This window comes from Mycobacterium sp. ELW1 (assembly GCF_008329905.1).
Lineage (GTDB): Bacteria > Actinomycetota > Actinomycetes > Mycobacteriales > Mycobacteriaceae > Mycobacterium.
This window is the reverse complement of sequence record NZ_CP032155.1, coordinates 3333146-3358409: the sequence shown is the minus strand read 5'-3', so window position 1 is coordinate 3358409 and position 25264 is coordinate 3333146. Positions and strand designations below refer to the sequence as shown.

The 25264-nt window shown below is 67.5% G+C and carries 28 protein-coding genes and 1 pseudogene; 18 read left to right on the top strand and 11 right to left on the bottom strand.

Features of this window, described 5'->3' with window-relative positions; all coding sequences use genetic code 11:
• Positions 1–35 precede the first annotated feature (35 nt).
• The 9 genes and pseudogenes from hisD (at position 36) to D3H54_RS15840 (ending at position 6942) form a co-directional block, all read left to right on the top strand.
• The gene (gene hisD / locus D3H54_RS15880; RefSeq protein ID WP_149379848.1) at positions 36–1364 is read left to right on the top strand and encodes a histidinol dehydrogenase; all 1329 of its coding nucleotides are present in this window, start codon (positions 36–38) and stop codon (positions 1362–1364) included.
• Positions 1361–2491 (top strand): histidinol-phosphate transaminase, encoded by a 1131-nt coding sequence (locus D3H54_RS15875; RefSeq protein WP_149379847.1) that lies wholly within the window; start codon positions 1361–1363, stop codon positions 2489–2491. Before hisD ends, D3H54_RS15875 begins: the two co-directional genes overlap by 4 nt.
• Positions 2488–3096 (top strand): imidazoleglycerol-phosphate dehydratase HisB, encoded by a 609-nt coding sequence (gene hisB / locus D3H54_RS15870; RefSeq protein WP_149379846.1) that lies wholly within the window; start codon positions 2488–2490, stop codon positions 3094–3096. Before D3H54_RS15875 ends, hisB begins: the two co-directional genes overlap by 4 nt.
• The gene (hisH, locus tag D3H54_RS15865; protein ID WP_149379845.1) at positions 3093–3713 is read left to right on the top strand and encodes an imidazole glycerol phosphate synthase subunit HisH; all 621 of its coding nucleotides are present in this window, start codon (positions 3093–3095) and stop codon (positions 3711–3713) included. The genes hisB and hisH overlap by 4 nt, the downstream gene beginning before the upstream one ends.
• Positions 3714–3715: 2 nt before the next feature.
• A complete protein-coding gene (priA, locus tag D3H54_RS15860; RefSeq protein ID WP_149379844.1) occupies positions 3716–4450 on the top strand; it encodes a bifunctional 1-(5-phosphoribosyl)-5-((5-phosphoribosylamino)methylideneamino)imidazole-4-carboxamide isomerase/phosphoribosylanthranilate isomerase PriA in 735 nt (244 codons plus the stop codon).
• Complete coding sequence (locus D3H54_RS15855) at positions 4450–5253, top strand: inositol monophosphatase family protein (RefSeq protein ID WP_149379843.1); 804 nt, start codon at positions 4450–4452, stop codon at positions 5251–5253. Before priA ends, D3H54_RS15855 begins: the two co-directional genes overlap by 1 nt.
• Positions 5253–6028 (top strand): annotated as a pseudogene (gene hisF, locus D3H54_RS15850) (imidazole glycerol phosphate synthase subunit HisF). Before D3H54_RS15855 ends, hisF begins: the two are co-directional and overlap by 1 nt.
• Positions 6025–6372, top strand: a complete 348-nt coding sequence (gene hisI / locus D3H54_RS15845; RefSeq protein ID WP_149379842.1) for a phosphoribosyl-AMP cyclohydrolase — start codon at positions 6025–6027, stop codon at positions 6370–6372. The pseudogene hisF and the gene hisI overlap by 4 nt, the downstream one beginning before the upstream one ends.
• An 18-nt stretch (positions 6373–6390) precedes the next feature.
• Entirely contained in the window at positions 6391–6942 is a 552-nt protein-coding gene (locus D3H54_RS15840) for an arsinothricin resistance N-acetyltransferase ArsN1 family B (RefSeq protein WP_149379841.1), read from the top strand.
• Here the strand turns inward: D3H54_RS15840 and D3H54_RS15835 are convergent.
• Positions 6939–7733 (bottom strand): ABC transporter ATP-binding protein, encoded by a 795-nt coding sequence (locus tag D3H54_RS15835; protein WP_149379840.1) that lies wholly within the window; start codon positions 7731–7733, stop codon positions 6939–6941. The two genes, D3H54_RS15840 and D3H54_RS15835, sit on opposite strands and share 4 nt — an antisense overlap.
• Positions 7734–7739: 6 nt before the next feature.
• A complete protein-coding gene (locus tag D3H54_RS15830; RefSeq protein ID WP_149379839.1) occupies positions 7740–8204 on the bottom strand; it encodes a peroxiredoxin in 465 nt (154 codons plus the stop codon).
• Between the two features lie 53 nt (positions 8205–8257).
• Here D3H54_RS15830 and D3H54_RS15825 point away from each other — a divergent pair, with 53 nt between their 5' ends.
• The 6 genes from D3H54_RS15825 (at position 8258) to lgt (ending at position 14926) form a co-directional block, all read left to right on the top strand.
• Positions 8258–9778: an anthranilate synthase component I gene (locus D3H54_RS15825; RefSeq protein WP_149379838.1), complete on the top strand. Its 1521-nt coding sequence runs from the start codon at positions 8258–8260 to the stop codon at positions 9776–9778.
• Complete coding sequence (locus D3H54_RS15820) at positions 9775–10374, top strand: TIGR02234 family membrane protein (RefSeq protein WP_149379837.1); 600 nt, start codon at positions 9775–9777, stop codon at positions 10372–10374. The genes D3H54_RS15825 and D3H54_RS15820 overlap by 4 nt, the downstream gene beginning before the upstream one ends.
• An 81-nt stretch (positions 10375–10455) precedes the next feature.
• Positions 10456–11274 (top strand): indole-3-glycerol phosphate synthase TrpC, encoded by an 819-nt coding sequence (trpC, locus tag D3H54_RS15815; protein WP_149379836.1) that lies wholly within the window; start codon positions 10456–10458, stop codon positions 11272–11274.
• Between the two features lie 36 nt (positions 11275–11310).
• Positions 11311–12549: a tryptophan synthase subunit beta gene (trpB, locus tag D3H54_RS15810; RefSeq protein WP_168214877.1), complete on the top strand. Its 1239-nt coding sequence runs from the start codon at positions 11311–11313 to the stop codon at positions 12547–12549.
• Positions 12546–13358, top strand: a complete 813-nt coding sequence (gene trpA / locus D3H54_RS15805) for a tryptophan synthase subunit alpha (RefSeq protein WP_149379834.1) — start codon at positions 12546–12548, stop codon at positions 13356–13358. Before trpB ends, trpA begins: the two co-directional genes overlap by 4 nt.
• Positions 13355–14926, top strand: coding sequence for a prolipoprotein diacylglyceryl transferase (gene lgt, locus D3H54_RS15800; protein ID WP_149379833.1), 1572 nt, complete (start codon positions 13355–13357; stop codon positions 14924–14926). The genes trpA and lgt overlap by 4 nt, the downstream gene beginning before the upstream one ends.
• Positions 14927–14976: 50 nt before the next feature.
• Here the strand turns inward: lgt and D3H54_RS15795 are convergent, their stop codons facing one another.
• Positions 14977–16194, bottom strand: coding sequence for an IS110 family RNA-guided transposase (locus tag D3H54_RS15795; protein WP_149378412.1), 1218 nt, complete (start codon positions 16192–16194; stop codon positions 14977–14979).
• 291 nt (positions 16195–16485) lie between these two features.
• On the opposite strand from D3H54_RS15795, the gene D3H54_RS15790 reads away from it, so the two are divergent.
• Positions 16486–17928, top strand: a complete 1443-nt coding sequence (locus D3H54_RS15790) for an HNH endonuclease signature motif containing protein (RefSeq protein WP_149379832.1) — start codon at positions 16486–16488, stop codon at positions 17926–17928.
• Here the strand turns inward: D3H54_RS15790 and D3H54_RS15785 are convergent.
• From D3H54_RS15785 to D3H54_RS15765, 5 genes are read right to left on the bottom strand one after another with little or no spacing between them, the layout of a single operon-like run.
• Positions 17925–18518 carry a flavodoxin family protein gene (locus D3H54_RS15785; RefSeq protein ID WP_149379831.1) on the bottom strand — a complete coding sequence of 198 codons (594 nt, stop codon included), beginning with the start codon at positions 18516–18518 and terminating at the stop codon, positions 17925–17927. The two genes, D3H54_RS15790 and D3H54_RS15785, sit on opposite strands and share 4 nt — an antisense overlap.
• Positions 18512–19018: an SRPBCC family protein gene (locus D3H54_RS15780; protein ID WP_149379830.1), complete on the bottom strand. Its 507-nt coding sequence runs from the start codon at positions 19016–19018 to the stop codon at positions 18512–18514. The genes D3H54_RS15785 and D3H54_RS15780 overlap by 7 nt, the downstream gene beginning before the upstream one ends.
• Positions 19015–19329: an ArsR/SmtB family transcription factor gene (locus D3H54_RS15775; protein WP_115319895.1), complete on the bottom strand. Its 315-nt coding sequence runs from the start codon at positions 19327–19329 to the stop codon at positions 19015–19017. Before D3H54_RS15775 ends, D3H54_RS15780 begins: the two co-directional genes overlap by 4 nt.
• 51 nt (positions 19330–19380) lie before the next feature.
• Positions 19381–20169 carry a thioesterase family protein gene (locus tag D3H54_RS15770; RefSeq protein WP_115319896.1) on the bottom strand — a complete coding sequence of 263 codons (789 nt, stop codon included), beginning with the start codon at positions 20167–20169 and terminating at the stop codon, positions 19381–19383.
• The gene (locus tag D3H54_RS15765) at positions 20166–21011 is read right to left on the bottom strand and encodes a RecB family exonuclease (protein WP_115319897.1); all 846 of its coding nucleotides are present in this window, start codon (positions 21009–21011) and stop codon (positions 20166–20168) included. The genes D3H54_RS15770 and D3H54_RS15765 overlap by 4 nt, the downstream gene beginning before the upstream one ends.
• Before the next feature lie 77 nt (positions 21012–21088).
• On the opposite strand from D3H54_RS15765, the gene D3H54_RS15760 reads away from it, so the two are divergent.
• Positions 21089–21943, top strand: coding sequence for a tRNA (adenine-N1)-methyltransferase (locus tag D3H54_RS15760; RefSeq protein ID WP_149379829.1), 855 nt, complete (start codon positions 21089–21091; stop codon positions 21941–21943).
• Here the strand turns inward: D3H54_RS15760 and D3H54_RS15755 are convergent.
• The 3 genes from D3H54_RS15755 to D3H54_RS15745 are packed head-to-tail and all read right to left on the bottom strand — an operon-like array spanning position 21940 to position 23288.
• Entirely contained in the window at positions 21940–22233 is a 294-nt protein-coding gene (locus D3H54_RS15755) for a DUF503 domain-containing protein (protein WP_115319899.1), read from the bottom strand. The genes D3H54_RS15760 and D3H54_RS15755 overlap by 4 nt on opposite strands.
• Positions 22234–22782 (bottom strand): lipoprotein LppK, encoded by a 549-nt coding sequence (gene lppK, locus D3H54_RS15750; protein ID WP_149379828.1) that lies wholly within the window; start codon positions 22780–22782, stop codon positions 22234–22236. It abuts the gene before it with no gap.
• An 11-nt stretch (positions 22783–22793) separates the two neighbouring features.
• Entirely contained in the window at positions 22794–23288 is a 495-nt protein-coding gene (locus D3H54_RS15745; RefSeq protein WP_149379827.1) for an MTB12 family secreted protein, read from the bottom strand.
• A gap of 147 nt (positions 23289–23435) precedes the next feature.
• On the opposite strand from D3H54_RS15745, the gene arc reads away from it, so the two are divergent.
• On the top strand, positions 23436–25244 hold the full coding sequence (gene arc, locus D3H54_RS15740; protein ID WP_210419557.1) for a proteasome ATPase: 1809 nt from the start codon (positions 23436–23438) through the stop codon (positions 25242–25244).
• Positions 25245–25264 lie beyond the last annotated feature (20 nt).

Sequence of the window (25264 nt, the reverse complement as noted above, 5' to 3'; positions counted from 1 at the left end):
TTATTCGGGTGCACCGATCGGGGACAATTGAACCGATGACCAGCTTCGCCATGAACCGGATCGACCTGCGCGGCCGCGCGCTGACCGCCGCCTCGCTGCGTGCGGCGCTTCCGCGCGGCGGCGTGGACGTGGACGCCGTGGTCCCGAAGGTCCGCCCGATCGTCGACGATGTCGCCCAGCGCGGTGCCGTCGCGGCACTGGAGTACGGCGAGAAATTCGACGGGGTGCGCCCAGCGACCGTGCGGGTTCCCGTCGCCGCGCTGGGTGCGGCGCTGGCCGAACTGCCGGCCGATGTGCGCGCCGCGCTCGAGGTGGCGATCGACCGCACCCGCGCCGTGCATGCCGATCAGCGGCGCACCGACACCACCACGCTGTTCGATTCCGGCGCATCGGTCACCGAGCGCTGGGTGCCGGTGGAGCGGGTCGGTCTGTACGTGCCCGGCGGCAATGCCGTCTACCCGTCCAGTGTGGTGATGAACGTCGTGCCCGCGCAGACCGCCGGGGTCGACTCATTGGTGATCGCCAGCCCCCCGCAGGCCGGCCATGGTGGTCTGCCGCACCCGACGATCCTCGCCGCGGCCGCGTTGCTCGGTGTCGAGGAGGTGTGGGCGGTCGGTGGCGCGCAGGCGGTGGCGCTGATGGCCTACGGCGGCACCGACACCGACGGCGCCGAGCTGGCACCGGTCGACATGGTCACCGGGCCGGGCAACATCTACGTGACCGCCGCCAAGCGGATCTGCCGCTCGCAGATCGGTATCGACGCAGAGGCCGGGCCCACCGAGATCGCGATCCTCGCCGACCACACCGCCGACCCGGTCCATGTCGCGGCCGATCTGATCAGCCAGGCCGAGCATGACGTGATGGCGGCCAGTGTGCTGGTGACCGACAGCACCGAACTGGCGCAGGCCACCGAAGCCGAGGTGGCCGTGCAGCTGGAGACCACCAAGCACCAGGAGCGGGTGACCGAAGCACTGCGCGGGCGCCAATCCGGCATCGTGCTGGTCGACGACGTCGACACCGGAATTCGGGTTGTCAATGCTTATGCCGCAGAGCATTTGGAGATCCAGACCGAGGACGCCAACGAGGTGGCCGGCCGTATCCGAGCGGCCGGCGCGATCTTCGTGGGGCCGTGGTCGCCGGTCAGCCTCGGCGACTACTGCGCCGGTTCCAACCATGTACTGCCAACCGCGGGGTGCGCCAGGCACTCGAGCGGTCTGTCGGTGCAGACCTTCCTGCGCGGCATCCACGTCGTCGACTACACCGAGGCGGCGCTCAAAGACGTGTCAGGGCATGTGATCACACTGGCGAAGGCGGAGGATCTGCCGGCTCACGGCGAAGCCGTCCGGCGGAGGTTCGAGCGGTGAGCCTCGGTGCCGGCGTGACGCTGGCCGATCTGCCGCTGCGTGATGACCTGCGCGGGAAATCGCCCTATGGCGCACCGCAACTCGACGTGCCGGTGCGGCTGAACACCAACGAGAACCCGCACCCGCCGAGTCCGGCACTGGTCGAGGACGTCACGCGTTCGGTGGAGGCGGCCGCAGCGGAGCTGCACCGCTATCCCGACCGCGACGCCGTCGCGCTGCGCGCAGACCTGGCCGCCTACCTTCGCGATCAGACCGGCGTCGAGGTCGCGCAGGAAAACCTCTGGGCGGCAAACGGATCCAACGAGATCCTGCAGCAGCTGCTGCAGGCGTTCGGCGGCCCGGGCCGCAGCGCCATCGGTTTCGTGCCGTCGTACTCGATGCACCCGATCATCTCCAACGGGACACAAACCGAGTGGGTGGAGTCGGTGCGCGCGGCCGATTTCAGCCTCGACGTCGACACCGCGGCGACCGTCATCGCCGCTCGCGACCCGGACGTCGTCTTCGTCGCCAGCCCGAACAACCCGTCCGGCCAGAGCGTTCCGCTCGATGACCTGCGGCGGCTGCTGGACGCCATGCACCACGGCATCCTGATCGTCGACGAGGCCTACGGTGAGTTCTCCAGCCAGCCCAGCGCGATCGCGCTGATCGAGGAGTACCCGTCGCGGTTGATCGTCAGCCGCACCATGAGCAAGGCATTCGCGTTCGCCGGTGGTCGGCTGGGATATCTGATCGCCGCCCCGGCGATCATCGACGCGGTATTGCTGGTCCGGCTGCCCTACCACCTCTCGGTGGTCACCCAGGCCGCCGCCCGCGCCGCGCTGCGCCACGCCGACGACACCCTGGGCAGCGTCGCGACGCTGATCGCCGAACGGGAGCGGGTCAGCGCCGCGCTGACCGACTACGGTTTCCGCGTCATCCCCAGCGACGCCAACTTCGTGTTGTTCGGCGAATTCGCCGACGCCGCACGGGCATGGCAGCACTATCTCGACGACGGTGTCCTGATCCGTGACGTCGGGATCGCCGGATTTTTGCGCACCACCATCGGGTTGGCCGAGGAGAACGACGCCTTCCTGGCCGCCAGTGCACGGCTGGCCGCCTCCGAACTGGCCCACTTAGGAGCACCATGACCCGCATCGCAAAGGTCGAGCGCAAGACCCGCGAATCCGACATCGTCGTCGAATTGAACCTCGACGGCACCGGAGAGGTCAGCGTGCACACCGGGGTGCCGTTCTTCGACCACATGCTGACCGCGCTGGGCACCCACGCGAGTTTCGACCTGACGATCTCGGCCACGGGCGATGTCGACATCGAGGGTCACCACACCATCGAGGACACCGCGATCGTGCTCGGGCAAGCCCTCGGGCAAGCGCTCGGCGACAAGAAGGGCATCCGCCGCTTCGGCGACGCCTTCATCCCGATGGACGAGACGCTGGCCCACGCCGCGGTCGACGTCTCCGGCCGTCCCTACTTCGTGCACACCGGTGAACCCGACTACATGGTCGACTTCACCATCGCCGGCTCCAGCGTGCCGTACCACACGGTCGTGAACCGGCACGTGTTCGAGTCGCTGGCATTCAACGCCCGCATCTCGCTGCATGTGCGCACGCTCTACGGCCGCGACCCGCACCACATCACCGAGGCGGAATACAAGGCGGTGGCGCGGGCCCTGCGACAGGCCGTCGAGCCCGATCCCCGGGTTTCCGGCGTGCCGTCCACCAAAGGCTCACTGTGACAGCTAGATCCGTCGTCGTCCTGGACTACGGCTCGGGCAACCTGCGCTCGGCGCAGCGGGCGCTGGAACGCACCGGGGCCGATGTCGAGGTCACTGCCGACGCTCAGCGCGCGCTCAACGCCGACGGCCTGGTGGTACCCGGGGTCGGTGCGTTCGAGGCGTGCATGGTCGGCCTGCGCGGTATCGGGGGCGACCGCATCATCGCCGACCGGGTGGCCGCGGGCCGGCCGGTGCTCGGCGTGTGCGTGGGCATGCAGATCCTGTTCGCCCGGGGCGTGGAGTTCGGGGTCGAATCGCAGGGCTGTGGGCAATGGCCGGGCTCGGTCACCCGACTCGAAGCGCCGGTGATCCCGCACATGGGGTGGAACGTCGTCGACGCCGCACCGGACAGCGTGCTGTTCAAGGGGTTCGACGCCGACACCCGGTTCTACTTCGTGCATTCTTATGCAGCGCAGAAGTGGGAGGGCGCACCCGAGGCGAAGCTGACCTGGGCCAGCCATCACGTGCGGTTCCTGGCCGCGGTCGAAGACGGTCCGCTGTCGGCGACACAATTTCATCCGGAGAAGAGCGGTGACGCCGGTGCGGCGTTGCTCACCAATTGGGTTGAGGGGCTGTAAGAGTGCCACTGATTTTGTTGCCTGCCGTCGACGTGGTCGAGGGCAAGGCGGTCCGTCTGGTGCAGGGCAAGGCCGGCAGCGAGACCGAGTACGGCTCGGCGCTGGACGCCGCGCTGACCTGGCAGCGCGACGGCGCCGACTGGATCCACCTGGTGGATCTCGACGCCGCATTCGGTCGCGGCTCCAACCGTGAACTGCTGGCCGAGGTGGTCGGGCAACTCGACGTGAACGTCGAACTGTCCGGCGGCATCCGCGACGACGAGTCGCTCAAGGCGGCGCTGGCCACCGGCTGCACCCGGGTCAACATCGGCACCGCGGCGCTGGAGAACCCGCTGTGGTGCGCCGCCGCGATCGCCGAGTACGGCGACAAGGTCGCCGTCGGCCTGGACGTGCAGATCGTCGAGGGGGAGCACCGGCTGCGTGGCCGCGGCTGGGAGACCGACGGCGGCGATCTGTGGCACGTGCTGGAACGCCTTGACAGCGAGGGCTGCTCGCGGTTCGTGGTCACCGATGTCACCAAGGACGGCACGCTCACCGGACCCAACCTCGACCTGCTCGAAGGCGTCGCCGAGTGCACCGACGCGCCTGTCATCGCGTCGGGTGGCGTGTCCAGCCTGGACGACCTGCGCGCGATCGCGACCCTGGTCGACAGCGGTGTCGAAGGCGCGATCGTCGGAAAAGCGCTCTACGCCGGCCGATTCACGCTGCCGGAGGCGCTTGCCGCGGTGAGCCGCTAGTGGACCTCGACACCCTGGTGGCCCAGGCGGCGGTGATTCTGGACGAGGCGTCCGCACCGTTCATCGCCGGACATCGGGCCGACTCGGCCGTGCAGAAGAAGGGCAACGACTTCGCCACCGAGGTGGATCTGGCCATCGAACGCCAGGTGGTCGAGGCCTTGGAGGCCACCACCGGCATCGGTGTGCACGGCGAGGAATTCGGCGGCGCCCCAATCGACTCGCCGCTGGTCTGGGTGCTCGACCCGATCGACGGCACCTTCAACTACGCCGCCGGGTCGCCGATGGCCGCGATCCTGCTGGGTCTGCTGCGAGACGGCGAGCCCGTCGCCGGGCTGACCTGGCTGCCGTTCACCGACCAGCGCTACAGCACGGTGGTGGGCGGCCCGGTGTACTACAACGGGCAGGCGCAACCGCCGATCGGGCACGGCGAGATCGGCCAGTGCGTGATCGGCATCGGAACGTTCAACGTCGACTGGCGGGGACGCTTCCCCGGCCGCTACCGGCTGGCCGTGCTGGAGAACCTGAGCCGGGTCTGCTCGAAGCTGCGCATGCACGGCGCCACTGGCGTCGATTTCGCCTATGTGTCATCCGGAATCATGGGGGCGGCAATCAGTTTCGGCGATCACATCTGGGATCACGCCGCCGGCGTCGCGCTGGTGCGTTCGGCCGGGGGAGTCGTCACCGATCTGTCCGGTGAGCACTGGACGCCGTCGTCTCGGGCAGCGCTGGCCGCCGCCCCCGGCGTGCACGAGCGCGTCATGGAGATCCTCGACAAGGTCGGTCCGCCGGAGAATTACCTCTGATGGACGTCGCGGTGCGTGTGATTCCCTGCCTGGATGTCGATGCCGGCCGGGTGGTCAAGGGTGTGAACTTCGAAAACCTGCGGGACGCTGGCGATCCCGTCGAACTGGCCGCCGTCTATGACGCCGAGGGTGCCGACGAGCTGACCTTCCTGGACGTCACGGCGTCCTCGTCGGGCCGGGCGACGATGCTCGACGTGGTGCGCCGCACCGCCGAGCAGGTGTTCATTCCGCTCACGGTCGGCGGCGGCGTGCGATCGGTGGAGGACGTCGACGTGCTGCTGCGCGCCGGGGCCGACAAGGTCTCGGTGAACACCGCCGCGATCGCCCGCCCTGAGCTGCTGGCCGAATTGTCCCGGCAGTTCGGCTCGCAGTGCATCGTGCTGTCGGTGGATGCCCGCACGGTGCCGGCCGGTTCGGCGCCGACCCGTCGTCGGGCTGGGAGGTCACCACGCATGGTGGCCGGCAGGGGACCGGTATCGACGCGGTCGAATGGGCAAGACGCGGAGCCGAATTGGGGGTCGGCGAGATCCTGCTGAACTCGATGGACGCCGACGGCACCAAAGCCGGTTTCGACCTGGCGATGCTGCGTGCAGTCCGCAAGGCGGTCACGGTTCCGGTGATCGCCAGCGGCGGCGCCGGCGCGGTCGGCGACTTCGCGCCCGCCGTCGAGTCGGGAGCCGACGCGGTGTTGGCGGCCAGCGTCTTCCATTTCGGCGAGTTGACGATCGGTGAGGTGAAGGCGGCGATGGCTGCGGCAGGAATTACCGTCCGATGAGCCTCGACCCGGAAATCGCCAAGCGGCTCAAGCGCGACGCCAACGGACTTTTCGCCGCGATCGCGCAGGAGCGTGGCAGCGGCGACGTGCTGATGGTCGCCTGGATGGACGACGAGGCGCTGGCCCGCACGCTGGAAACCCGCGAGGCGACCTACTATTCGCGCTCCCGCGGCGAGTACTGGGTCAAGGGTGCGACCTCCGGGCACACCCAGCACGTGCATTCGGTGCGGCTGGACTGCGACGGCGACGCCGTGCTGCTGGAGGTCGACCAAGTCGGCGGGGCGTGTCATACCGGTGACCACAGCTGCTTCGACGCCGACCAGATCCTGGCGCCGGAAAGCTAGCCGCTGGTGGGCATTCGGATGGCGACTGCGGCGGACGCTGACGCCATTGCGCACATCTACGCCCCGTATGTCCGTGACACCGTGATCTCCTTCGAGCTCACACCGCCCACTGCGCAGGAGATGGCGGCGAGGCTGACGACCACACTGGAGCATTTCCCATGGCTGGTCGTCACCGACGCCGACCACGTCGTCGGGTATGCCTATGCCGGGCCGCACCGGTCACGGGAGGCCTACCGGTGGTGCGCTGAGGTGTCGCTGTATTTCGCAGCTTCGGCGCACCGTCGAGGTCATGGTCGGCGCGCCTATACGGCGTTGGTCAATGTGCTTGCCGCACAGGGGTACATCAATGCCTACGCCGGGATTGCTCTACCCAATGCGGCCAGCGTGGGGTTGCACGAGGCGCTGGGCTTCAGCCATATCGGGACCTATGAGCGCGTCGGTTTCAAGATGGGGAAGTGGTGGGATGTCGGTTGGTGGCATCGCCCGCTCTGCGCCCCGCCTGAGCGGCCCGCCGACCCGCGGCCGTGGTCCGAGCTACCGGCTGACGTCGTCGCCGCGGCGCTCGCCTAGACGTCGATCGCCGTCGCCTTGGCCCGCGCGGTCCAGCGGCCCTGCTGATAGCCGACCGCGATCGGGTGCGAGAAGGCGGCGGTGACGTTGTCAGTCGAAATCGTCTCGTGCGCCGGACCGCTCGCCACGGTGCGCCCGTCGGCGATCAGCAGCGCGTGGGTGGTGGTGGTCGGCAGCTCTTCGAGGTGATGGGTCACCAGGATCGACGCGACGTCGGGATGGGTGTGGTCGAGGCTGTCGATGGTCTCCAGCAACTGCTCGCGGGCAGCGACGTCCAGCCCGGTGGTCGGCTCGTCGAGCAGTAGCAGTTCGGGCTCCGAAACCAGTGCTCGCGCAATGAGAGCGCGGCCACGCTCACCCTGCGACAGCGTCGGCCACACGTCGTCGGACTTACGACTCATCCCCACCGCGGCGATCATCGCGTCGGCGTGCTCAGCCTGTTCCGGGCTCGGTGTCCAGCGCATCGGCAGGTCGATGGTGGCGGTGATGCCGGTCAGCACCACGTCGCGCACCGTCAGCGAATACTGAAGGCGGTGGCGGGGATTGACGTATCCGATCGATCGGCGCAGCGCGGCCAGATCGGTGCGTCCCATCTGGCGGCCGAGCACCGTGACCGTACCGGTGGTGGGGAACGTCTCGGCGGCGCAGAAACCGAGCAATGTGCTCTTGCCCGCACCGTTGGGGCCGAGCAGCGCCCAGTGCTCGCCGCGCTCCACCGTGAGCGATATTCCGTCGATGATCTGCTTGCCGTTGCGGCGGAACGTCACATCCGACAGACGCAGAACCGACACGCGTCGTCAGGCCTTCTGGCGCTGACGCAGCACCTCCAGCGCCTTGTCCGCATGGGCGTCCATGTTGACCTCGCTGGAGATGACCTCGAGCACCGTGCGATCGGTGTCGATGACGAACGTTGTGCGCTTCACCGGGATCAGCTTGCCCAGCAGCCCGCGCTTGACGCCGAACGCGGTGGCGATCGCGCCGTCGGCGTCGGACAGCAGCGGGTAGTCGAAATTCTGGGAGTCGGCGAACCGTGCCTGCTTGTCCACCGCGTCGGTGCTGATGCCGACCCGGCTGGCGCCGAGTGCGGCGAACTCCGAGCCGAGGTCGCGGAAATGACAGGCTTCCTTGGTGCAGCCGGGCGTCATCGCGGCCGGGTAGAAGAACAGCACGATCGGCCCATCGGCCAGCAATTCAGTCAGTGAGCGCACGGTGCCGGTCTGGTCCGGCAGTTCGAAGTCCGCAACCCGGTCTCCACGTTTCATGGGTGCAGGCTACGCCGGTCAATCCGGCACGGCGGGTCTGGGAGGATGTACCCGTGCAATCCAACCTCGCCGCCACCACCACGCGTGAGGAGTTCCGGGCGCTGGCCGCCGAACATCGCGTGGTGCCGGTGATCCGCAAGGTGCTGGCCGACAGTGAGACACCGCTGTCGGCGTACCGGAAACTGGCGGCCAACCGGCCCGGAACATTCCTGCTCGAGTCCGCCGAGAACGGCCGTTCGTGGTCGCGCTGGTCGTTCATCGGGGCGGGTGCACCCTCGGCGCTGACCGTGCGTGACGGCGAGGCCGTCTGGCTGGGCGCCACCCCGCAGGACGCCCCGACCGGTGGCGATCCGTTGCAGGCCCTGCACGAGACGATGACGTTGCTGTCCACCGAATCGCTGCCGGGAGTGCCGCCGCTGTCGGGCGGGATGGTCGGATTCTTCGCCTACGACTTCGTCCGGCGCCTCGAACGGCTGCCCGAGTTGGTCACCGACGACCTGGGCTTGCCCGACATGCTCCTGCTGCTGGCCACCGATCTGGCCGCCGTCGACCATCACGAGGGCACCATCACCCTGATCGCCAACGCGGTGAACTGGAACGGCACCGACGAGCGGGTGGACGAGGCCTACGACGACGCCGTCGCGCGCCTCGACGTGATGACCCAGGCGCTCGGCCAGCCCCTGTCGTCGACCGTGGCGACCTACTCCCGCCCGCAGTCTCGGCACCGCTCCCAGCGCACGATGGAGGAGTACAGCGAGATCGTCGAGCGCCTGGTCAAGGAGATCGAGGCCGGCGAGGCTTTCCAGGTGGTGCCCTCACAGCGCTTCGAGATCGACACCGCGGTCGACCCGATCGATGTGTACCGGATGCTGCGGGTCACCAATCCCAGCCCGTACATGTATCTCATGCACGTGCCGGATGAGACTGGGGGAACGGCGTTTTCGATCGTCGGGTCCAGCCCGGAATCGTTGGTGACGGTGAAGGACGGCTGGGCAACAACACATCCGATCGCCGGAACGCGGTGGCGCGGCCAGACCGAGGAGGAAGACCAGCTGCTCGAGAAGGAGTTGCTGGCCGACGAGAAGGAACGCTCCGAGCATCTGATGCTGGTCGACCTCGGACGCAACGACCTCGGCCGGGTGTGTGTCCCGGGCACGGTGCGCGTCGAGGACTACAGCCACATCGAGCGCTACAGCCACGTCATGCACATCGTGTCGACCGTCACCGGGCTGCTCGCCGATGGGCGCACCGCCCTGGACGCGGTGACGGCCTGTTTCCCGGCCGGCACGCTGACCGGTGCGCCGAAGGTGCGGGCCATGGAGCTCATCGAAGGGGTGGAGAAGACCCGTCGCGGCCTCTACGGCGGGGTCGTCGGCTATCTGGACTTCGCCGGCAATGCCGACTTCGCCATTGCCATCCGCACCGCCCTGATGAGCAAGGGCACCGCGTACGTGCAGGCCGGTGGTGGCGTGGTGGCCGACTCCAACGGTCCCTACGAATACAACGAGTCCGCCAACAAGGCCAAGGCGGTACTGAACGCGATCGCCGCCGCCGAAACTCTGAGCGCCCCGTGATCCGCATCGGACAGCTGTTGCTGGTCGTGTCGGCGGTGTTGCTGTGGGTCGCCTCCCGGCTCGCCTGGGTGTCGGTGACGTCGTTCGACGGTCTCGGCCAGCCCAAGACGGTGATGTTGACGGGCGCCAACTGGTCCAATGCCCTGCTGCCGTTGGCTGTGCTGCTGCTCGCCGCGGCGGTGGCCGGCCTGGCGGTACGGGGATGGGGCCTGCGGGCGGTCGCGATGCTGGTGGCGGTGGTGACCCTGCTGCTCGGTTACCTCGGTGTCAGCTTGATCCGCACCCCGGACGTCGGTCCGCGTGCCGCCGAACTCGCCCAGATCCCGGTGCACACGCTGGTCGCCAGCTCTCGCCAGTACCTCGGCGCCGGGTTGACCATCGGCGCGGCGGCATGTGCCCTGGTCGCTGCCGTGCTGCTGATGCGCTCGGCGGCCTCTGGACGCCAGGCCACCGCCAAATATGCGGCACCGGCTGCTCGTCGCAGCGCGGCACGTAGCGAGGACACGGATCCAAGCGTTTCGGAGCGGGGCATGTGGGATGCGCTGGACGAAGGTGTCGATCCCACGGATCGTCGTACCGACACCGAGGGTCGGTGACGTATGCGCGGCTCGATACGACTACCCTTCACTGGACGACGCAAGCGAGATCGCCAGGGCGTGAGAAGGGATCCGGCAGCCATGAGTTCGGCAAGCGTGCTCGACTCGATCATCGAGGGAGTGCGCGCCGACGTTGCCGCCCGCGAGGCGATCGTCAGTCTGGCTGAGGTCAAAGCCGCCGCGGAGGCTGCACCGGCGCCGCTGAACGTGCTGGCCGCGCTGCGCGCGCCGGGCATCGCCGTGATTGCCGAAGTGAAGCGCGCCAGCCCTTCCCGCGGGCAGCTGGCCAATATCGCCGACCCCGCCGAGCTGGCTCGGGCGTATGAGAGCGGCGGCGCGCGGGTGATCAGCGTGCTCACCGAAGAACGCCGCTTCCACGGGTCGTTGGCCGACTTGGACGCGGTACGTTCCGCTGTGCGAATCCCGGTGCTACGCAAAGACTTCATCGTCCGGCCGTATCAGATTCACGAGGCCAGGGCGCACGGCGCGGACATGCTGCTGCTGATCGTCGCCGCGCTCGAGCAACCCGCCCTGGAGTCGCTGCTGGAGCGCACCGAGTCGCTTGGCATGACCGCGCTGGTCGAGGTGCACACCGAGGAAGAAGCCAGCCGGGCGCTGCAGGCGGGAGCCAAGGTCATCGGCGTCAACGCCCGCGACCTCAAGACGTTGGAGGTGGACCGGGACTGCTTCGCGCGGATCGCGCCGGGGCTGCCGTCCGAGATCATCCGGGTCGCCGAATCCGGTGTCCGGGGCACCGGTGACCTGCTGGCGTACGCCGGCGCCGGAGCCGATGCGGTGTTGGTCGGCGAAGGTCTGGTCACCAGCGGTGACCCGCGCAGCGCCGTCGCAGACCTGGTGACCGCGGGAGCGCATCCCTCCTGCCCGAAACCCGCTCGCTGAGTCGTGGCTGATATCTCCACTCCGAACGTGCCGCGCATGAGCGCGGCCGTGGCCGAGCAGACGTTGCACGAACCCGATGCCCGCGGGCACTTCGGCGCCTACGGCGGACGGTACGTGGCCGAGGCGTTGATGGCCGTGATCGAAGAGGTGACGGCCGCCTACGAAAAGGCGCGCACCGACCAGGAATTCCTGGATCGCCTCGACAACCTGCAGACCCACTACGCCGGGCGCCCGTCGCCGCTCTACGAAGCGGTCCGGCTGAGCGAGCACCTCGGTGGGGCACGGATCTTTCTCAAGCGCGAGGACCTCAACCACACCGGCTCGCACAAGATCAACAACGTGCTCGGCCAGGCGCTGCTGGCCAAGCAGATGGGCAAGACCCGGGTGATCGCCGAGACCGGCGCCGGCCAGCACGGCGTCGCGACCGCGACCGCGTGTGCGCTGCTGGGTCTGGACTGCGTGATCTACATGGGCGCGGTGGACACCGCGCGCCAGGCGCTCAACGTCGCGCGGATGCGGCTGCTGGGCGCCGAGGTGGTGTCGGTGGAGTCCGGCTCGAAGACGCTCAAGGACGCCATCAACGACGCCTTCCGCGACTGGGTCACCAACGCCGACAGCACGTACTACTGTTTCGGGACCGCCGCCGGGCCGCACCCGTTCCCGATGATGGTGCGCGACTTCCAGCGCATCATCGGCCTCGAGGCGCGGGCGCAGATGCTGGCGCAGGCCGGCCGGCTGCCGGATGCGGTGGCTGCCTGCGTGGGTGGCGGGTCCAATGCGATCGGCATCTTCCACCCGTTCATCGATGACGTGAATGTGCGGCTGATCGGTTACGAGGCGGCCGGTGATGGCGTCGAAACCGGAAGGCATGCAGCGACTTTCGCCGGTGGAACACCGGGAGCGTTCCAGGGGTCCTACTCGTATCTTCTGCAGAACGAGGATGGCCAGACCATCGAGTCGCATTCGATCTCGGCGGGTCTGGATTATCCGGGCGTCGGACCCGAGCATGCGTTCCTCAAGGACATCGGGCGTACCGAGTACCAGCCGATCACCGACACCGAGGCCATGGACGCGTTCCGGCTGTTGTGTCGACTGGAGGGCATCATCCCGGCCATCGAATCGGCGCACGCCGTGGCCGGCGTGGTGAAGCTGGCGGCCGAGTTGGGCCCGGGTTCGATCATCCTGGTCAACCTGTCGGGCCGCGGCGACAAGGACGTGGAGACGGCGGCCAAGTGGTTCGGGCTGTTCGACCAGACCGGCCCGGGAGCCTCATGACCGTCCAGCACGCCCAGGCGGGACGGCTGGGTTCGGTGTTCGCGGCGTGCCACGACGAGGGCCGTGCCGCTCTGATCGGGTATCTGCCGACCGGGTATCCGTCCGTCGACGTGTCGATCGACGCGCTGGTGGCTCTGGTCGAATCTGGTTGTGACATCGTCGAAGTCGGGGTTCCGTACTCCGATCCGGGGATGGACGGGCCGGTCATCGCGACCGCGACCGAGGCCGCGTTGCAGGGCGGCGTCCGGGTTCGCGATACCCTGCGCGCGGTGGAGGCCATCAGCGCGGCCGGCGGTCATGCCGTTGTTATGACGTACTGGAATCTCATGCTGCACTACGGAATTGACGCGTGGTCGCGCGATCTGGCGGCCGCCGGGGGACTGGGCATGATCACCCCGGACTTGATTCCGGACGAGGCCGACGAGTGGCTGGCCGCCGCAGAAGTACACGATCTGGACCGGATCTTCCTGGTGGCACCGTCGTCGACCCCGGAGCGGCTGGCCAAAACCGTGCAGGCCTCGCGGGGTTTCGTCTACGCGGCGTCGACCATGGGTGTCACCGGCGCGCGGGACGCGGTGTCGAGCGCAGCACCGGAACTCGTGCGGCGGGTCAAAGAGGTTTCCGACATCCCGGTGGGGGTCGGTCTTGGCGTGCGCTCCCGTGAGCAGGCCGCCGAGATCGCGGCCTTCGCCGACGGGGTGATCGTGGGTTCGGCTCTTGTGTCGGCATTGACCGATGGGTTGGCGGCAGTGCGGACGCTGACCGAGGAGTTGGCCGTGGGTGTGCGACAGAAGGTGTCCGCTTCGTGACGACGACCGTCTTGGCTTATTTCCCGAGTCCGTCTCAGGGCGTGTGGCATCTGGGCCCGGTACCGATCCGGGCCTATGCGCTGTGCATCATCGCCGGCATCATCGCGGCGCTGGTGATCGGTGATCGCCGCTGGGTGGCCCGTGGTGGCGAGCGGGGCGTCATCTACGACATCGCGCTGTGGGCGGTGCCGTTCGGTCTGATCGGTGGGCGTCTGTATCACCTGATGACCGACTGGCGAACGTATTTCGCCGAGGGTGGCGCCGGCGTCGGTGCGGCGTTGCGGATCTGGGATGGCGGCCTAGGCATCTGGGGTGCGGTTGCCCTCGGCGGTGTGGGTGCGTGGATTGCCTGCCGCCGCAGAGGGATTCCGTTGCCCGCGTTCGGCGACGCGATCGCGCCGGGAATTGTGTTGGCGCAGGCGATCGGCCGGCTCGGGAACTACTTCAACCAGGAGCTGTACGGCCGCGAGACCACCGTGCCGTGGGGGATGGAGATCTTCTACCGGCGGGACTCGTCCGGGATGGTCGACGTGCACTCCCTCGACGGGGTGTCGACCGGGCAGGTCGCCGCGGTGGTGCAGCCGACGTTCCTCTACGAGCTGCTGTGGAACGTGCTGGTGTTCCTCTTCCTGATCTGGATCGACCGGCGGTTCAAGATCGGCCACGGCCGGCTGTTCGCGGCGTATGTGGCGGCGTACTGCATCGGCCGATTCTGGGTCGAGTTGTTGCGCGACGACACCGCCACCCATATCGCGGGTATCCGGGTGAATTCGTTCACGTCGGTGTTCGTGTTCATCGGTGCGATTGTGTACATCCTGTTGGCGCCCAAGGGCCGCGAGGATCCGACCACGTTGGGCGGTGAGCACGCGGCAGCCGGTGAGGCCGACGAGGAGTCGCCGGCCGAGCGGATGGCCGAGGACTTGGTGGCGGTCGCGACGGGCGGAGGTATTGTCGCCGCCGCGACCGTGGCAGCCGAACATGACTCCGAAGACGCCGCCGCTGTTGGCGATACGGAGGAGCCCGAGGTTGAGCCGGAAGCTGAGGCTGAGGCGGAAGCTGAAGCTGAGGCGGAAGCCGAGCCCGAGGCCGAGCCGGAAGCTGAGGCGGAAGCCGAGCCCGAGGCCGAGCCGGAAGCTGAGGCGGAGGCCGAGCCCGAGGCTGAGCCGGAAGCTGAGGCGGAGCCGGAGCCGGAGCCTGCAGCTGAGCCCGAGGCGGAGCCTGGGGCGGAAGCCGAACCGACTGCTGAGCCCGAGGCGGAGCCTGCGGCGGAAGCCGAACCGACTGCTGAGCCCGAGGCGGAGCCGGAGCCCGAGGCTGCAGCTGAGCCCGAGCCTGAAGTCGAACCGACTGCTGAAGCTGAGCCCGAGGCTGAACCTGAACCTGAGCCCGAGCCCGAGCCCGAGCCCGAGCCCGAGGCGGAAGCTGAGCCCGAAGCTGAAGCCGAGCCGGGGGCTGCGGCAGAGCCTGAGCCGGAGGCCCCGACCGAGCCCGACCCCGCTTCCCAACCCCGCGGATTCCGCACGGTCGTCCGCCGCGTGCTCTGGGGCGTTGAAGTCCACCGCGACTGACCTCGTCGGTCAGTACGACTGAGAATTGATGCTCCTATCTGTGTTAGGAGTCAAGCGGCGTCAATGTGGTGGGTGTTGAGCCAGTGGCGGTAGGTGGTGGCCAGGGTGTCGTGGCGTTGGAGTCCGCGTTCGAGTCGTGAGATGACGGTGGGCCAGACGCCGAGGTGTTGTGCGGCGCTGGTCAGGGTGATGTTTCGGGCTTGTCGGGTGGGTCTGAGGTCGCTGTAGTCATCGATTGGGCAGGGTGCGGTGAGGTGTTTGAACATCTCGCGGGCGATGGCGCGTTTGAGTAGGCGCAGGACGTCTTTTTTGGATCTGCCGGCGGCGAGTTGGCGGGCGGCGTAGGTGCGGGTGTGTTCGTCGTGAGACCAGCGGACCAGCGCGATGCGGTGCAGGGCGTTGTTGGCGGCTCGGTCTCCGCCGCGGGAGAGCCGGTGGCGGGTGGTTTTGCCGGAGGAGGCCGGGATAGGGGCCACCCCGGCGAGGCGGGCGAAGGCGGCCTCGGAGCGCAGTCGGTCGGTGTTGGCGCCGGCGGTGATCAGCAACTGGGCGGCGGTGTCGGGACCTACCCCGAAGGCGGCGCGTAGCGCGGGGTTCAGGGCGCGGGTCATGGTGTCGAGTTGGGTGGTCAGCTCGCCGATTTGGCGCTCGAGGAACTCGATGCGCTGGGCCAGGGCTTTGCAGGCGGTGAGGACCGCGTTAGTGGTCGGGTCGTGGTGGGCGGTGGGCCGGCAGCGCGCTAACGCCTGCACCAGCCGCAAGGTTGTCGGGTAGCGGCGGTAGCGCTCGCGCAGGTCAGCCGGTGCGGTGACGAGCAGGTCTTTGATCTGCTGGATGGCTGCGCTGCGGGCTTTGATGCCGCCACGGCGGGCGATCAGGAGGGCTTTGAGCGCACCGGTGGTGCGGTCTTTGGGAACTGCTAGACCGTGACCGGATAGCACCGCGCGGGCGGCACTGTAGGCATCCAACGGGTCGGACTTGCCGTGACGGCGCCGAGCGCCGCGGTCGGGCCGATTGACTTCGACGACGTGAATATCGTTGTCCTGCAACGCTTGGGTGAACCCGGCGCCGTAGCTGCTGGTGCCCTCCACCCCGGCAATGAACACCTCCCCGAAGCTTCGGGCCCAGGTGATCGCGACGTAGTAGCCGGTCGGGTTGGTCCTGAATTCGGCATCGCCGAGGGGTTGACCGCTATCGGTCAGTGCTGCGAGGTGAATGGTGTCGAGATGGGTATCGACGCCGATGACGACGCGGCGTGGGGATGTCACGATGGTGGGTGTCCTCTCCGTTTTGCGGCGGTGGGTGACAACCCGGCGGGACGGGCAGACAAGACATTGACGAGGGAACTGTCCAGGCTCCTGATTAAGTCATGTCCGCCCCGCCGGGCTCTCGTTTGCGGTGCCTGACCGCACGGCGCTGGTGAGACAAATCAATTGGAAGACAACCCAACAGGGCATCAGTCGGACCACGAGTCATCACCAACGGCGAACGGCCAAGACCATCTCACCCGAACCCGTTTAACAGAATCAATGTCGTAGGCCGGTGGCATACTCGAACACATGTTCGATGAATGGCCAGGTCGGCCGTTCGAGTCGCCCGACACCGATGGCTCGCGCGGCCTGGTTTACCGGCTGACCAACGCGGCGCGGCTGGAGAATCAAGCGGCCGCACTTCGGCTGCGCGCAATCGCCGACCTCTTCGAACTGCGCCGGGTAGAGCACGGTGAACGCGAAGACTGGGCCGTGGACACGTGGGCCACCGTCGGCGCCGAAGTCGCTGCCGCACTGCGGCTCAGCCTGGCCAAGGCCAACAGCTACATGAACTACGCATTGGCGATGCTGCGGTTGCCTGCAGTCGCTGCTGTATTCGAGGCCGGCGATATCGATTGCCGGCTGTATCAAACGATCGTCTTCCGAACCCATCTCGTCACCGACGTCGACACCATGGCTGAACTCGATGCGGACCTGGCCGCCCGCGTTGCCCGCTGGCCGTCGATGACCCGGGGCAGACTCGCCAGTGAGATCGACGAGCTCGTGGTTCGGCGAGACCCGGATGCGGTTCGGCGGATGAAAGATCGCGGTAGTGATCGTGATGTCACCTTCTGGGAGTCTTGTGACGGGTACGTGGACCTGACGGCACGGCTGTCCACCGGCCACGCGGCGGCCCTCGAAAAGCGGCTCAACACTCTGGCGAAGTCCGTGTGCGAGAGCGATCCGCGCACGATGGGACAACGTCGCTCCGACGCGCTGGGAGCGCTCGGCACCGGCATTGACCGACTTCCCTGCGACTGCGGCGAACCCGACTGCACCGCAACGGAAAAGCCAGCAGGGTCGGTCGTCATTCATGTCGTCGCCGAGCAGTCCACGCTCGATGGCACATCCAACAAACCCGCCTACCTGCTCGACAGCGGTGAGCTGATCTCGGCAGAAGAGCTCGCCGGGTTGAAGGCCACCGCGCGTCAGCGTCCGGTGACCATTCCCGTCGACATACTGTCCGACTGCGATTACCACCCCTCGCGTGCGCTTGCCGATTTCGTGCGAGCCCGCGACCTCACCTGCCGGGCACCTGGTTGTGACCGCCCGGCCACCCATTGCGACATCGACCACACTGTTCCGTGGCCGCGCGGGGCGACACACGCCTCCAATCTGAAGTGCCTATGCCGAGAACATCACATTCTCAAGACTTTCTGGGGCTGGAGGGATCAGCAGCTGCCCGACGGCACGGTGATCTGGACTTTGCCCAATGGCGAAATCTACGTGACGACGCCCGGCAGCCTCCTGCTGTTTCCCGGGTTGATGACTCCTACCGGTCCGCCCCCGAGTCCGAAACCGATAGCGCATCGCTGTGGTGACCGCTCGGTAATGATGCCGAAGCGTCGAACGACCCGGCGGCAGAACCGCGGCCACCAGATTGAGGCGGAGCGCGCCCGCAATCGGGCTGAACGCTCACTGTCGTCTGCCGGGCCGGCGCCACCCGATTCGGACGACCCACCACCCTTCTAGGGTGCCGCGCAGAGCTCGCGTCCGGCCAGAAGCTGTCGCGTCACCGAGGTGACGCGATGGCCAAGGTGTTCGCAGGTGCGCAGATCGGCGTCGTGTACCGCGGTCGGGTCGGCGTCGACATCGGTCGAGGCACCGGCGCCCAGCCAGAAGCCCAGCCGATTCAGGTCGAATTCGCTTGCGGCGCTGGTGTTCCATCCCGCAGTCAGGCCGAGGTTGACCCAGTGCATGTGATGCTGGGCGGCGAACACCGCAAGCGCGCTGAGGGTCTGTAGCTTGTCACCGGCCTTCGATCCGGAGTTGGTGAAGCCCGCACCCACCTTGTCGCGCCAGGTGCCCTCCATGCAGCGCCGGCCGGTGCGTTCGGCGAAAGCCTGAAAACCGGCCGACACGTTTCCCATGTACGTGGGGCAGCCGAAAATGATCGCGTCGGCCGCATCGAGTATCGGCCAATCGTCGTCGCCGAGGGTGTCGACCGCTATCCGCCGGACCTGTGCTCCCGCCGCCGACGCTCCCCGCGCCACGGCCTGCGCCAAGGTCGCGGTGTGGCCGAAGCCTGAGTGAGATGCCACCACCACGTGCGGTGTCACCATGCTTGTCCTCCGTATGCACTCTCGGCCACCTCGCGGTAGCGCTCCTGCCAGTCGGGTATCTCGCCCCCGGACATATAGGCCTCGAGGCGGTCCAGGTAGGCATGCGTCCCGGGCCGAAAACCGTTGGCGTTGCGCACACCAAGCCCGCGGTGACTGAATCGCAGCAGCGTTCCGTCGCCGTCGGGAACCAACTCGTAACGCACAACCCCGGGTTCGACGATCCGCTGGTTCCATTCGTGCTCGAAGACATGCGGCGGATCCCACACCAGGATGCGGCCCGCCATCCTTTTCTCGTCGGCCGGGATCGGTGGTGCGGCAGGGATCATGTCGATCGTCCCGCCCTCGCGGGCGTCGATGGTGGTGTCACCCATCCATTTGCTGCGTTCCTCCGGGTTGGTGATCGCGTCCCACACCCGCTCGACAGGGTGGGGGAGTCGGCGCTCGAAAGTCAGCACTGCCCGGTCATTTTCGATGCTGAGCCGGCCCTCGCGGGTGGTCATGAGCTCTCCTTGGTCGTCTTCAAGTGGCGTTCGAGCGCGTCGAGGTGGCCGCTCCAGAACTGGCGGTACTGCTCGATCCAGCTGTCGATCGCGACAAGTCCGTCGGCGCGCAGCGCGTAGATCCTGCGTTGCGCATCCGGGCGGACCTCGACCAGCCCGACTTCCCGCAGGATGCGCAGATGCCGCGACACCGAGGGTTGCGTCAGATCCGGCAGTGCCGCAACGAGTTCCCCGGCGGTGCGATCACCGGCGGCCAAGGTATCCAGCAACACCCGGCGATTTGGTTCGGCGACTGCCTCGAAGACGTCCACATCTCCGAGTATTGCACTACGTCTATATAGACGCAAGTAGATATAGGCTGCCTACCGGCGCTGCACCAGCAGCGTCTGCGCCGAGGTTCCGATGAATCCGTCGCGGTCGAACAACTCGGCCGTGGTCACCCCGATCCCGTCCGGCCCGATGGATCCGCGAGCGCGCACACCGAAATCGCTGCCCACCGGCGCGCGATGCAGATGCACCGCCGTGTCGGTGTTCATGTAGATGAACTTCTGCGGATCTATCGCGGCGCCAATGCCATTCGCGGAGTCGACCACCATGGCGAGTCGCTCGAGCGCGGTGGTGGGCTCGTCGTCCACCAGATTGGAAATGGGCGACATCCAATACACGGTGCCGCTGTCGGATCCGTCGTACTGCCGCCGCCATTCCACCGACTCGACGTAGCCGTGCGCATCCTTCCAGTGCAGCTCCAGCGGTGCGGTGGGGCCCTCGATCAGCGGTGGATAGCGATCGGTTGCGGCGTCGGCGGTATCGGAGGTGGCCAACGCCCAGGCCGTCACCCGAGCCACGGCGCGCGGCGGACCGTCGGGACGCTCCGCCGACATCTCGGCCGAGAGCAGCGCAATGCGGCTGCCCGGCCGGTCAACCCTGGCCTGCACCCGCATCTCGGTGATCGGTATCGCCCCCAGGATGTCCAGAGTCAACCGGCCGATCCGCATACCGTCGGACAGCTTCGCCTCGATCGCCTTGGTCAACAATGCCAGCGGCGGCGACCCGTGCTGGATGTCGGAATTCCAGTTGCTCCGGGTGTCGTCGGTCGACGCGAAAAGCTCTGCCTCGCCGTCGATTCCGAGCCGCCGATAGTAACAGCTCATGCGGCCGGCTCGCCGCCGATCTGTTCGGGCCAGCCGGGATAGGGCGGCGGCGTGCCGCCATACGCCGGACAGAGCGCCTGATGGCTGCACCAGTTACACAGGCGCGAGGGGTTGGCCCGGAAATCGCCTGTCGCACCGGCCGATTGGATGGCGCGCCAGATCGCCATCAGAGTCTTCTCGAAGCGAAGCAGCTCGTCGAGCGCAGGGGAGTAGTCGAGCACCTGGCCGTCCGCCAGATAGATCAGCCGCAATCGGCTGGCCAGCACCTCACGGGAACGCAGCAATGCGACGGCGTAGAACTTCATCTGAAACAGCGCCTTGAACTCCGCGAGTGCCCTGGCCTCCGGTGGTGCCTTCCCGGTCTTGTAGTCCACCACCCGGAGCTCGCCGGTGCCCGCGACGTCGATCCGGTCGACGAAACCGCGCAGCAGCGTTCCGTCGGCCAGTTCGACCTCGATCCGTTGCTCGCAGCTCTGTGGATCGAAGCGGGTCGGGTCCTCGAGTCGGTAGTAGCCGGTCAGCAGGGCGCGTGCCTCCGCGACGAGCTGGGTGCGCTGCTCGTCGGTGAAATCGCCGGCGAAGTCCGGGTGTTCGGACAGCACCCGCTCCCACGCCGGGTCGACCAACGACAATGCGGTATCCGGGCCACGCTCGGCGGCCGGCAAACCGTACAGCTGCTCGAGGGCGGCGTGCACCACCGAACCCCGCAGCTGAGCGGTCGACGGCGGCTCGGGCAGCCGGTCAACGGCCCGGAAGCGGTACAGCAGCGGGCACTGCTTGAAGTCGGCGGCCCGCGACGGCGACAACGCGGGACGCGACGCCTGCAGCACCTGATCTGACATAACTGCAGCCTAGGACGGTGTGCCGACAAGGTGACGGTATGCGGCGCGGCGAGTCCGCTATGGCAGGCTGAACGGCTGTGACCGACGATCCCGCCCCGCGCCGCACCGGCCCCTTCGTCGTCGGGGACCGCGTCCAGCTCACCGACGCCAAGGGCCGTCACTACACGATGATCCTCAACCCGGGCAGTGAGTTCCACACCCACCGCGGGGCCATCGAGCACGACGCGGTGATCGGCCTGCCGGAAGGCAGCGTGGTCAAGTCGACCAACGGCGACGCTTTCCTGGTGCTGCGCCCGCTGCTCATCGACTACGTGCTCTCGATGCCGCGCGGCGCCCAGGTCATCTACCCCAAGGACGCCGCCCAGATCGTGCATGAGGGCGACATCTTTCCGGGCGCCCGGGTCCTGGAGGCCGGAGCGGGTTCCGGCGCGCTGACGTGCTCTCTGCTGCGTGCCGTCGGCCCCGACGGCGAGGTGATCTCCTATGAGGTGCGTGACGACCACGCCGTGCACGCCCGGCGCAACGTGGTGACCTTCTTCGGCGAGGACCCGGAGAACTGGCGGCTGATCATCGGCGACCTGGTCGACTCCGACCTCGACGAGGCGTCGGTCGACCGCGTCATCCTGGACATGCTGTCGCCGTGGGACGTCCTGGACACCGTGGCCCGGCTGTTGATCCCCGGCGGGGTGCTGATGGTGTACGTGGCAACCGTGACCCAGCTGTCCAAGACCGTCGAGCTGCTGCGCGAACAGCAGTGCTGGACCGAGCCCAGGGCATGGGAATCGTTGCAGCGCGGCTGGAACGTTGTCGGCCTTGCGGTGCGTCCCCAGCACAACATGCGCGGCCACACGGCGTTCCTGATCTCGGCGCGACGGCTGGCCCCGGGCACGATCACGCCGACCCCGCTGCGCCGCAAGAAGCTCGCGCCCTAGTCGTCGCTGCGGTGTAGTCCGCGTCGCACCGAGAGCAATTCGATTTCGGGGCGCGCCGCGACCAACCGTTCCGCACCGTCGAGCACCTCGACGACGTGGGCCCGCTCGCCGGCGACCACCGCCACCCCGATGCCGGCCCGCCGGTGCAGATCGGTCGAACCCGTCTCAGCCGCCGACACCGTGAATCGACGGCGCAGTTCGGCGACGATCGGCCGCACCACGGCACGCTTTTCCTTCAACGAGTGGACGTCACCGAGCAGGACGTCGAATTCCAACCAGCCGATCCACATTCAGGGCGTCGGGGTCGGACTGGCCGGGCTCGCACCGCCACGGGCATTGCCGAAGGCCAGCAGCATGTCGGCGGTCTCACGAGAAAGCTGCCAGCCGCCGCGGTCCTGCCGGAACTCCATCGGAAAGGTGAAGTTACCGGGGTTGGCCGGGTTCGAGGTGGTGACGTTGATCGATGCCAGCGCATCGTCGGGGCGGCGATCCGACCACCGGATCTCGGAGGCGGTGAACGTCAGCGGTGTGAACCCGCCGTCGCGCAGCGCCGCCGCGAACTTGTCGATGGTCGCGGCGTCGGCCGGCGTGGTGGACTCGACCAGCTGAAGCTTGTCTGCCCCTTTCACCGCCGGATCGGCCAGCCGGTAGAGCACATCGGTCAGCGCGTCGGGTGCCGGCAGCGGAGCAGCGTTGTGGTCAGCCGGCGCCAACGGCGTCGACGACTGCTCGAACGGGCTCGGGGCCGATTTCGGCTCGACGTGGTCAGAACACCCCGAGAGGCTGAGCGCCGCCACGATTGTGGCGGCGCTCAAACCTACGAAGAACGGGTGTCGCATCCCGCGCTGACTCAGCCGGCTCCTTGCATCAGCGTTAGCGCCGACTGCTTGGTCAGCTGCCAGCCGCTGGGGCTGGGGCCTTCGACGAACTGGATGCTCTGGGTCGCGGTCTGACCATTGGGCGCGGTCGCGGTGACATTCGCCGTCGCGGTCGGGCCTTCCTGGTCGATGTCGGCGACGTTGAAGCTCAACGGGAGCAGGCCCTTGGCCGACGCGTTGTTGAACGCGCGGTCTGCGGCGATGCCCTCGAAGCGGCCCAGCCCGAACTGGATGTACGAGGCCTTGGAGCCGGAGAACGACCCGCCGCCCTGGATCCCGTTCAGGGTTTCGACAAGCTGGCTCTGGAGCTCCGGCGCCGGCGTCTGCGGCATCGGTGCGCCGAAGACGACGGGCTGCACGGCCGGTGCGGGCACCGGCGAGCTGAATGCAACCGAAGTCACACCGGCGGCAACGCCGCCGATGATGGCTGCGGCGGCAACGCCCGTGGCTAGGACTTTCAGGGTCACGGCTGTCCTCTCGATCTGCCCGACTCATTAGAGAGATTAACAGTGTTGCCAGTGTGTCGAAATTCCCCGCACGCACATGATCGAGGTTGGGCCGGTAGCGTTGAGGTATCCACCGCGCCAACTCTCGGTGTGGGAAAGGAGCGCAACATGAGCGAGGCACAAGAACCCCAGCTGTCCGGCGAAGACGCCGCCGAACTAGAAGAGCTGCGCCGCGAGGCGTCAGTGCTGCGCGATCAGCTGGAGAACGCCATGAGTGCACAGGGCGGCGCCCGCAGTGCTCGTGATGTGCATCAGCTCGAGGCGCGCATCGACTCCCTGGCATCGCGCAACGCCAAGCTGATGGACACCCTCAAGGAAGCCCGTCAGCAGTTGCTCGCTCTGCGCGAAGAGGTCGACCGGCTCGGTCAACCGCCGAGTGGATACGGCGTCCTGTTGGGCTCCCACGAGGACGACACCGTCGACGTGTTCACCTCCGGCCGCAAGATGCGGCTCACGTGCTCCCCGAACATCGACGTGAAGGCTCTGAAGCAGGGCCAGACGGTTCGCCTCAACGAGGCGCTGACGGTCGTGGAAGCCGGAAACTTCGAATCGGTGGGGGAGATCTCCACCCTCCGCGAGATCCTCGCCGACGGACATCGGGCGCTCGTCGTCGGGCATGCCGACGAGGAACGCATCGTGTGGCTGGCCGAACCGCTGGTCGCCATCGAGGACCTGCCTGCCGACGTGGCCGAGGAACTCGACGACGACGATCTGCGTCCCCGCAAGCTGCGCCCAGGTGACTCGCTGTTGGTCGACACCAAGGCCGGCTACGCCTTCGAGCGGATTCCGAAGGCCGAGGTCGAGGATCTGGTTCTCGAAGAGGTGCCCGACGTCGCCTACAGCGACATCGGCGGCCTCACCCGCCAGATCGAGCAGATCCGCGACGCCGTCGAGTTGCCGTTCCTGCACAAGGAGCTGTACCGCGAGTACGCGCTGCGGCCGCCGAAAGGTGTGCTGCTCTACGGCCCGCCCGGGTGCGGTAAGACGCTGATCGCCAAGGCCGTGGCCAATTCACTGGCCAAGAAGATGGCCGAGGTTCGCGGCGACGACGCCCGCGAGGCGAAGTCGTACTTCCTCAACATCAAAGGCCCCGAGCTGCTGAACAAGTTCGTCGGCGAGACCGAACGGCACATCCGGCTGATTTTCCAGCGGGCGCGCGAAAAGGCTTCCGAGGGAACGCCGGTCATCGTGTTCTTCGACGAGATGGACTCGATCTTCCGTACCCGCGGCACCGGTGTCAGCTCCGATGTCGAGACGACGGTCGTGCCTCAGCTGCTGTCGGAGATCGACGGTGTGGAGGGGCTGGAGAACGTCATCGTGATCGGCGCGTCCAACCGCGAGGACATGATCGACCCGGCGATCCTGCGGCCCGGTCGCCTGGACGTCAAGATCAAGATCGAACGCCCGGATGCCGAAGCGGCACTGGACATTTTCAGCAAGTACCTCACCGAGGACCTGCCGGTGAACGCCGACGATCTCGCCGAGTTCGGCGGTGACCGGGGGCTGTGCATCCGGGCGATGATCGAGAAGGTCGTCGACCGGATGTACGCGGAGATCGACGACAACCGATTCCTCGAAGTCACCTACGCCAACGGTGACAAGGAGGTCATGTACTTCAAGGACTTCAACTCCGGCGCCATGATCCAGAACGTGGTCGACCGGGCCAAGAAGTACGCGATCAAGTCGGTCCTGGAGACCGGGCAGAGGGGTCTTCGGATTCAGCACCTGCTCGACTCGATCGTCGACGAGTTCGCCGAGAACGAGGATCTGCCCAACACCACGAATCCCGATGACTGGGCGCGGATCTCGGGCAAGAAGGGCGAGCGGATCGTCTACATCCGCACGCTGGTCACCGGCAAGAGCAGCAGTGCCAGCCGGGCCATCGACACCGAGTCGAACCTGGGCCAGTACCTGTAGGTACCGGCCGGGCCGAGGGT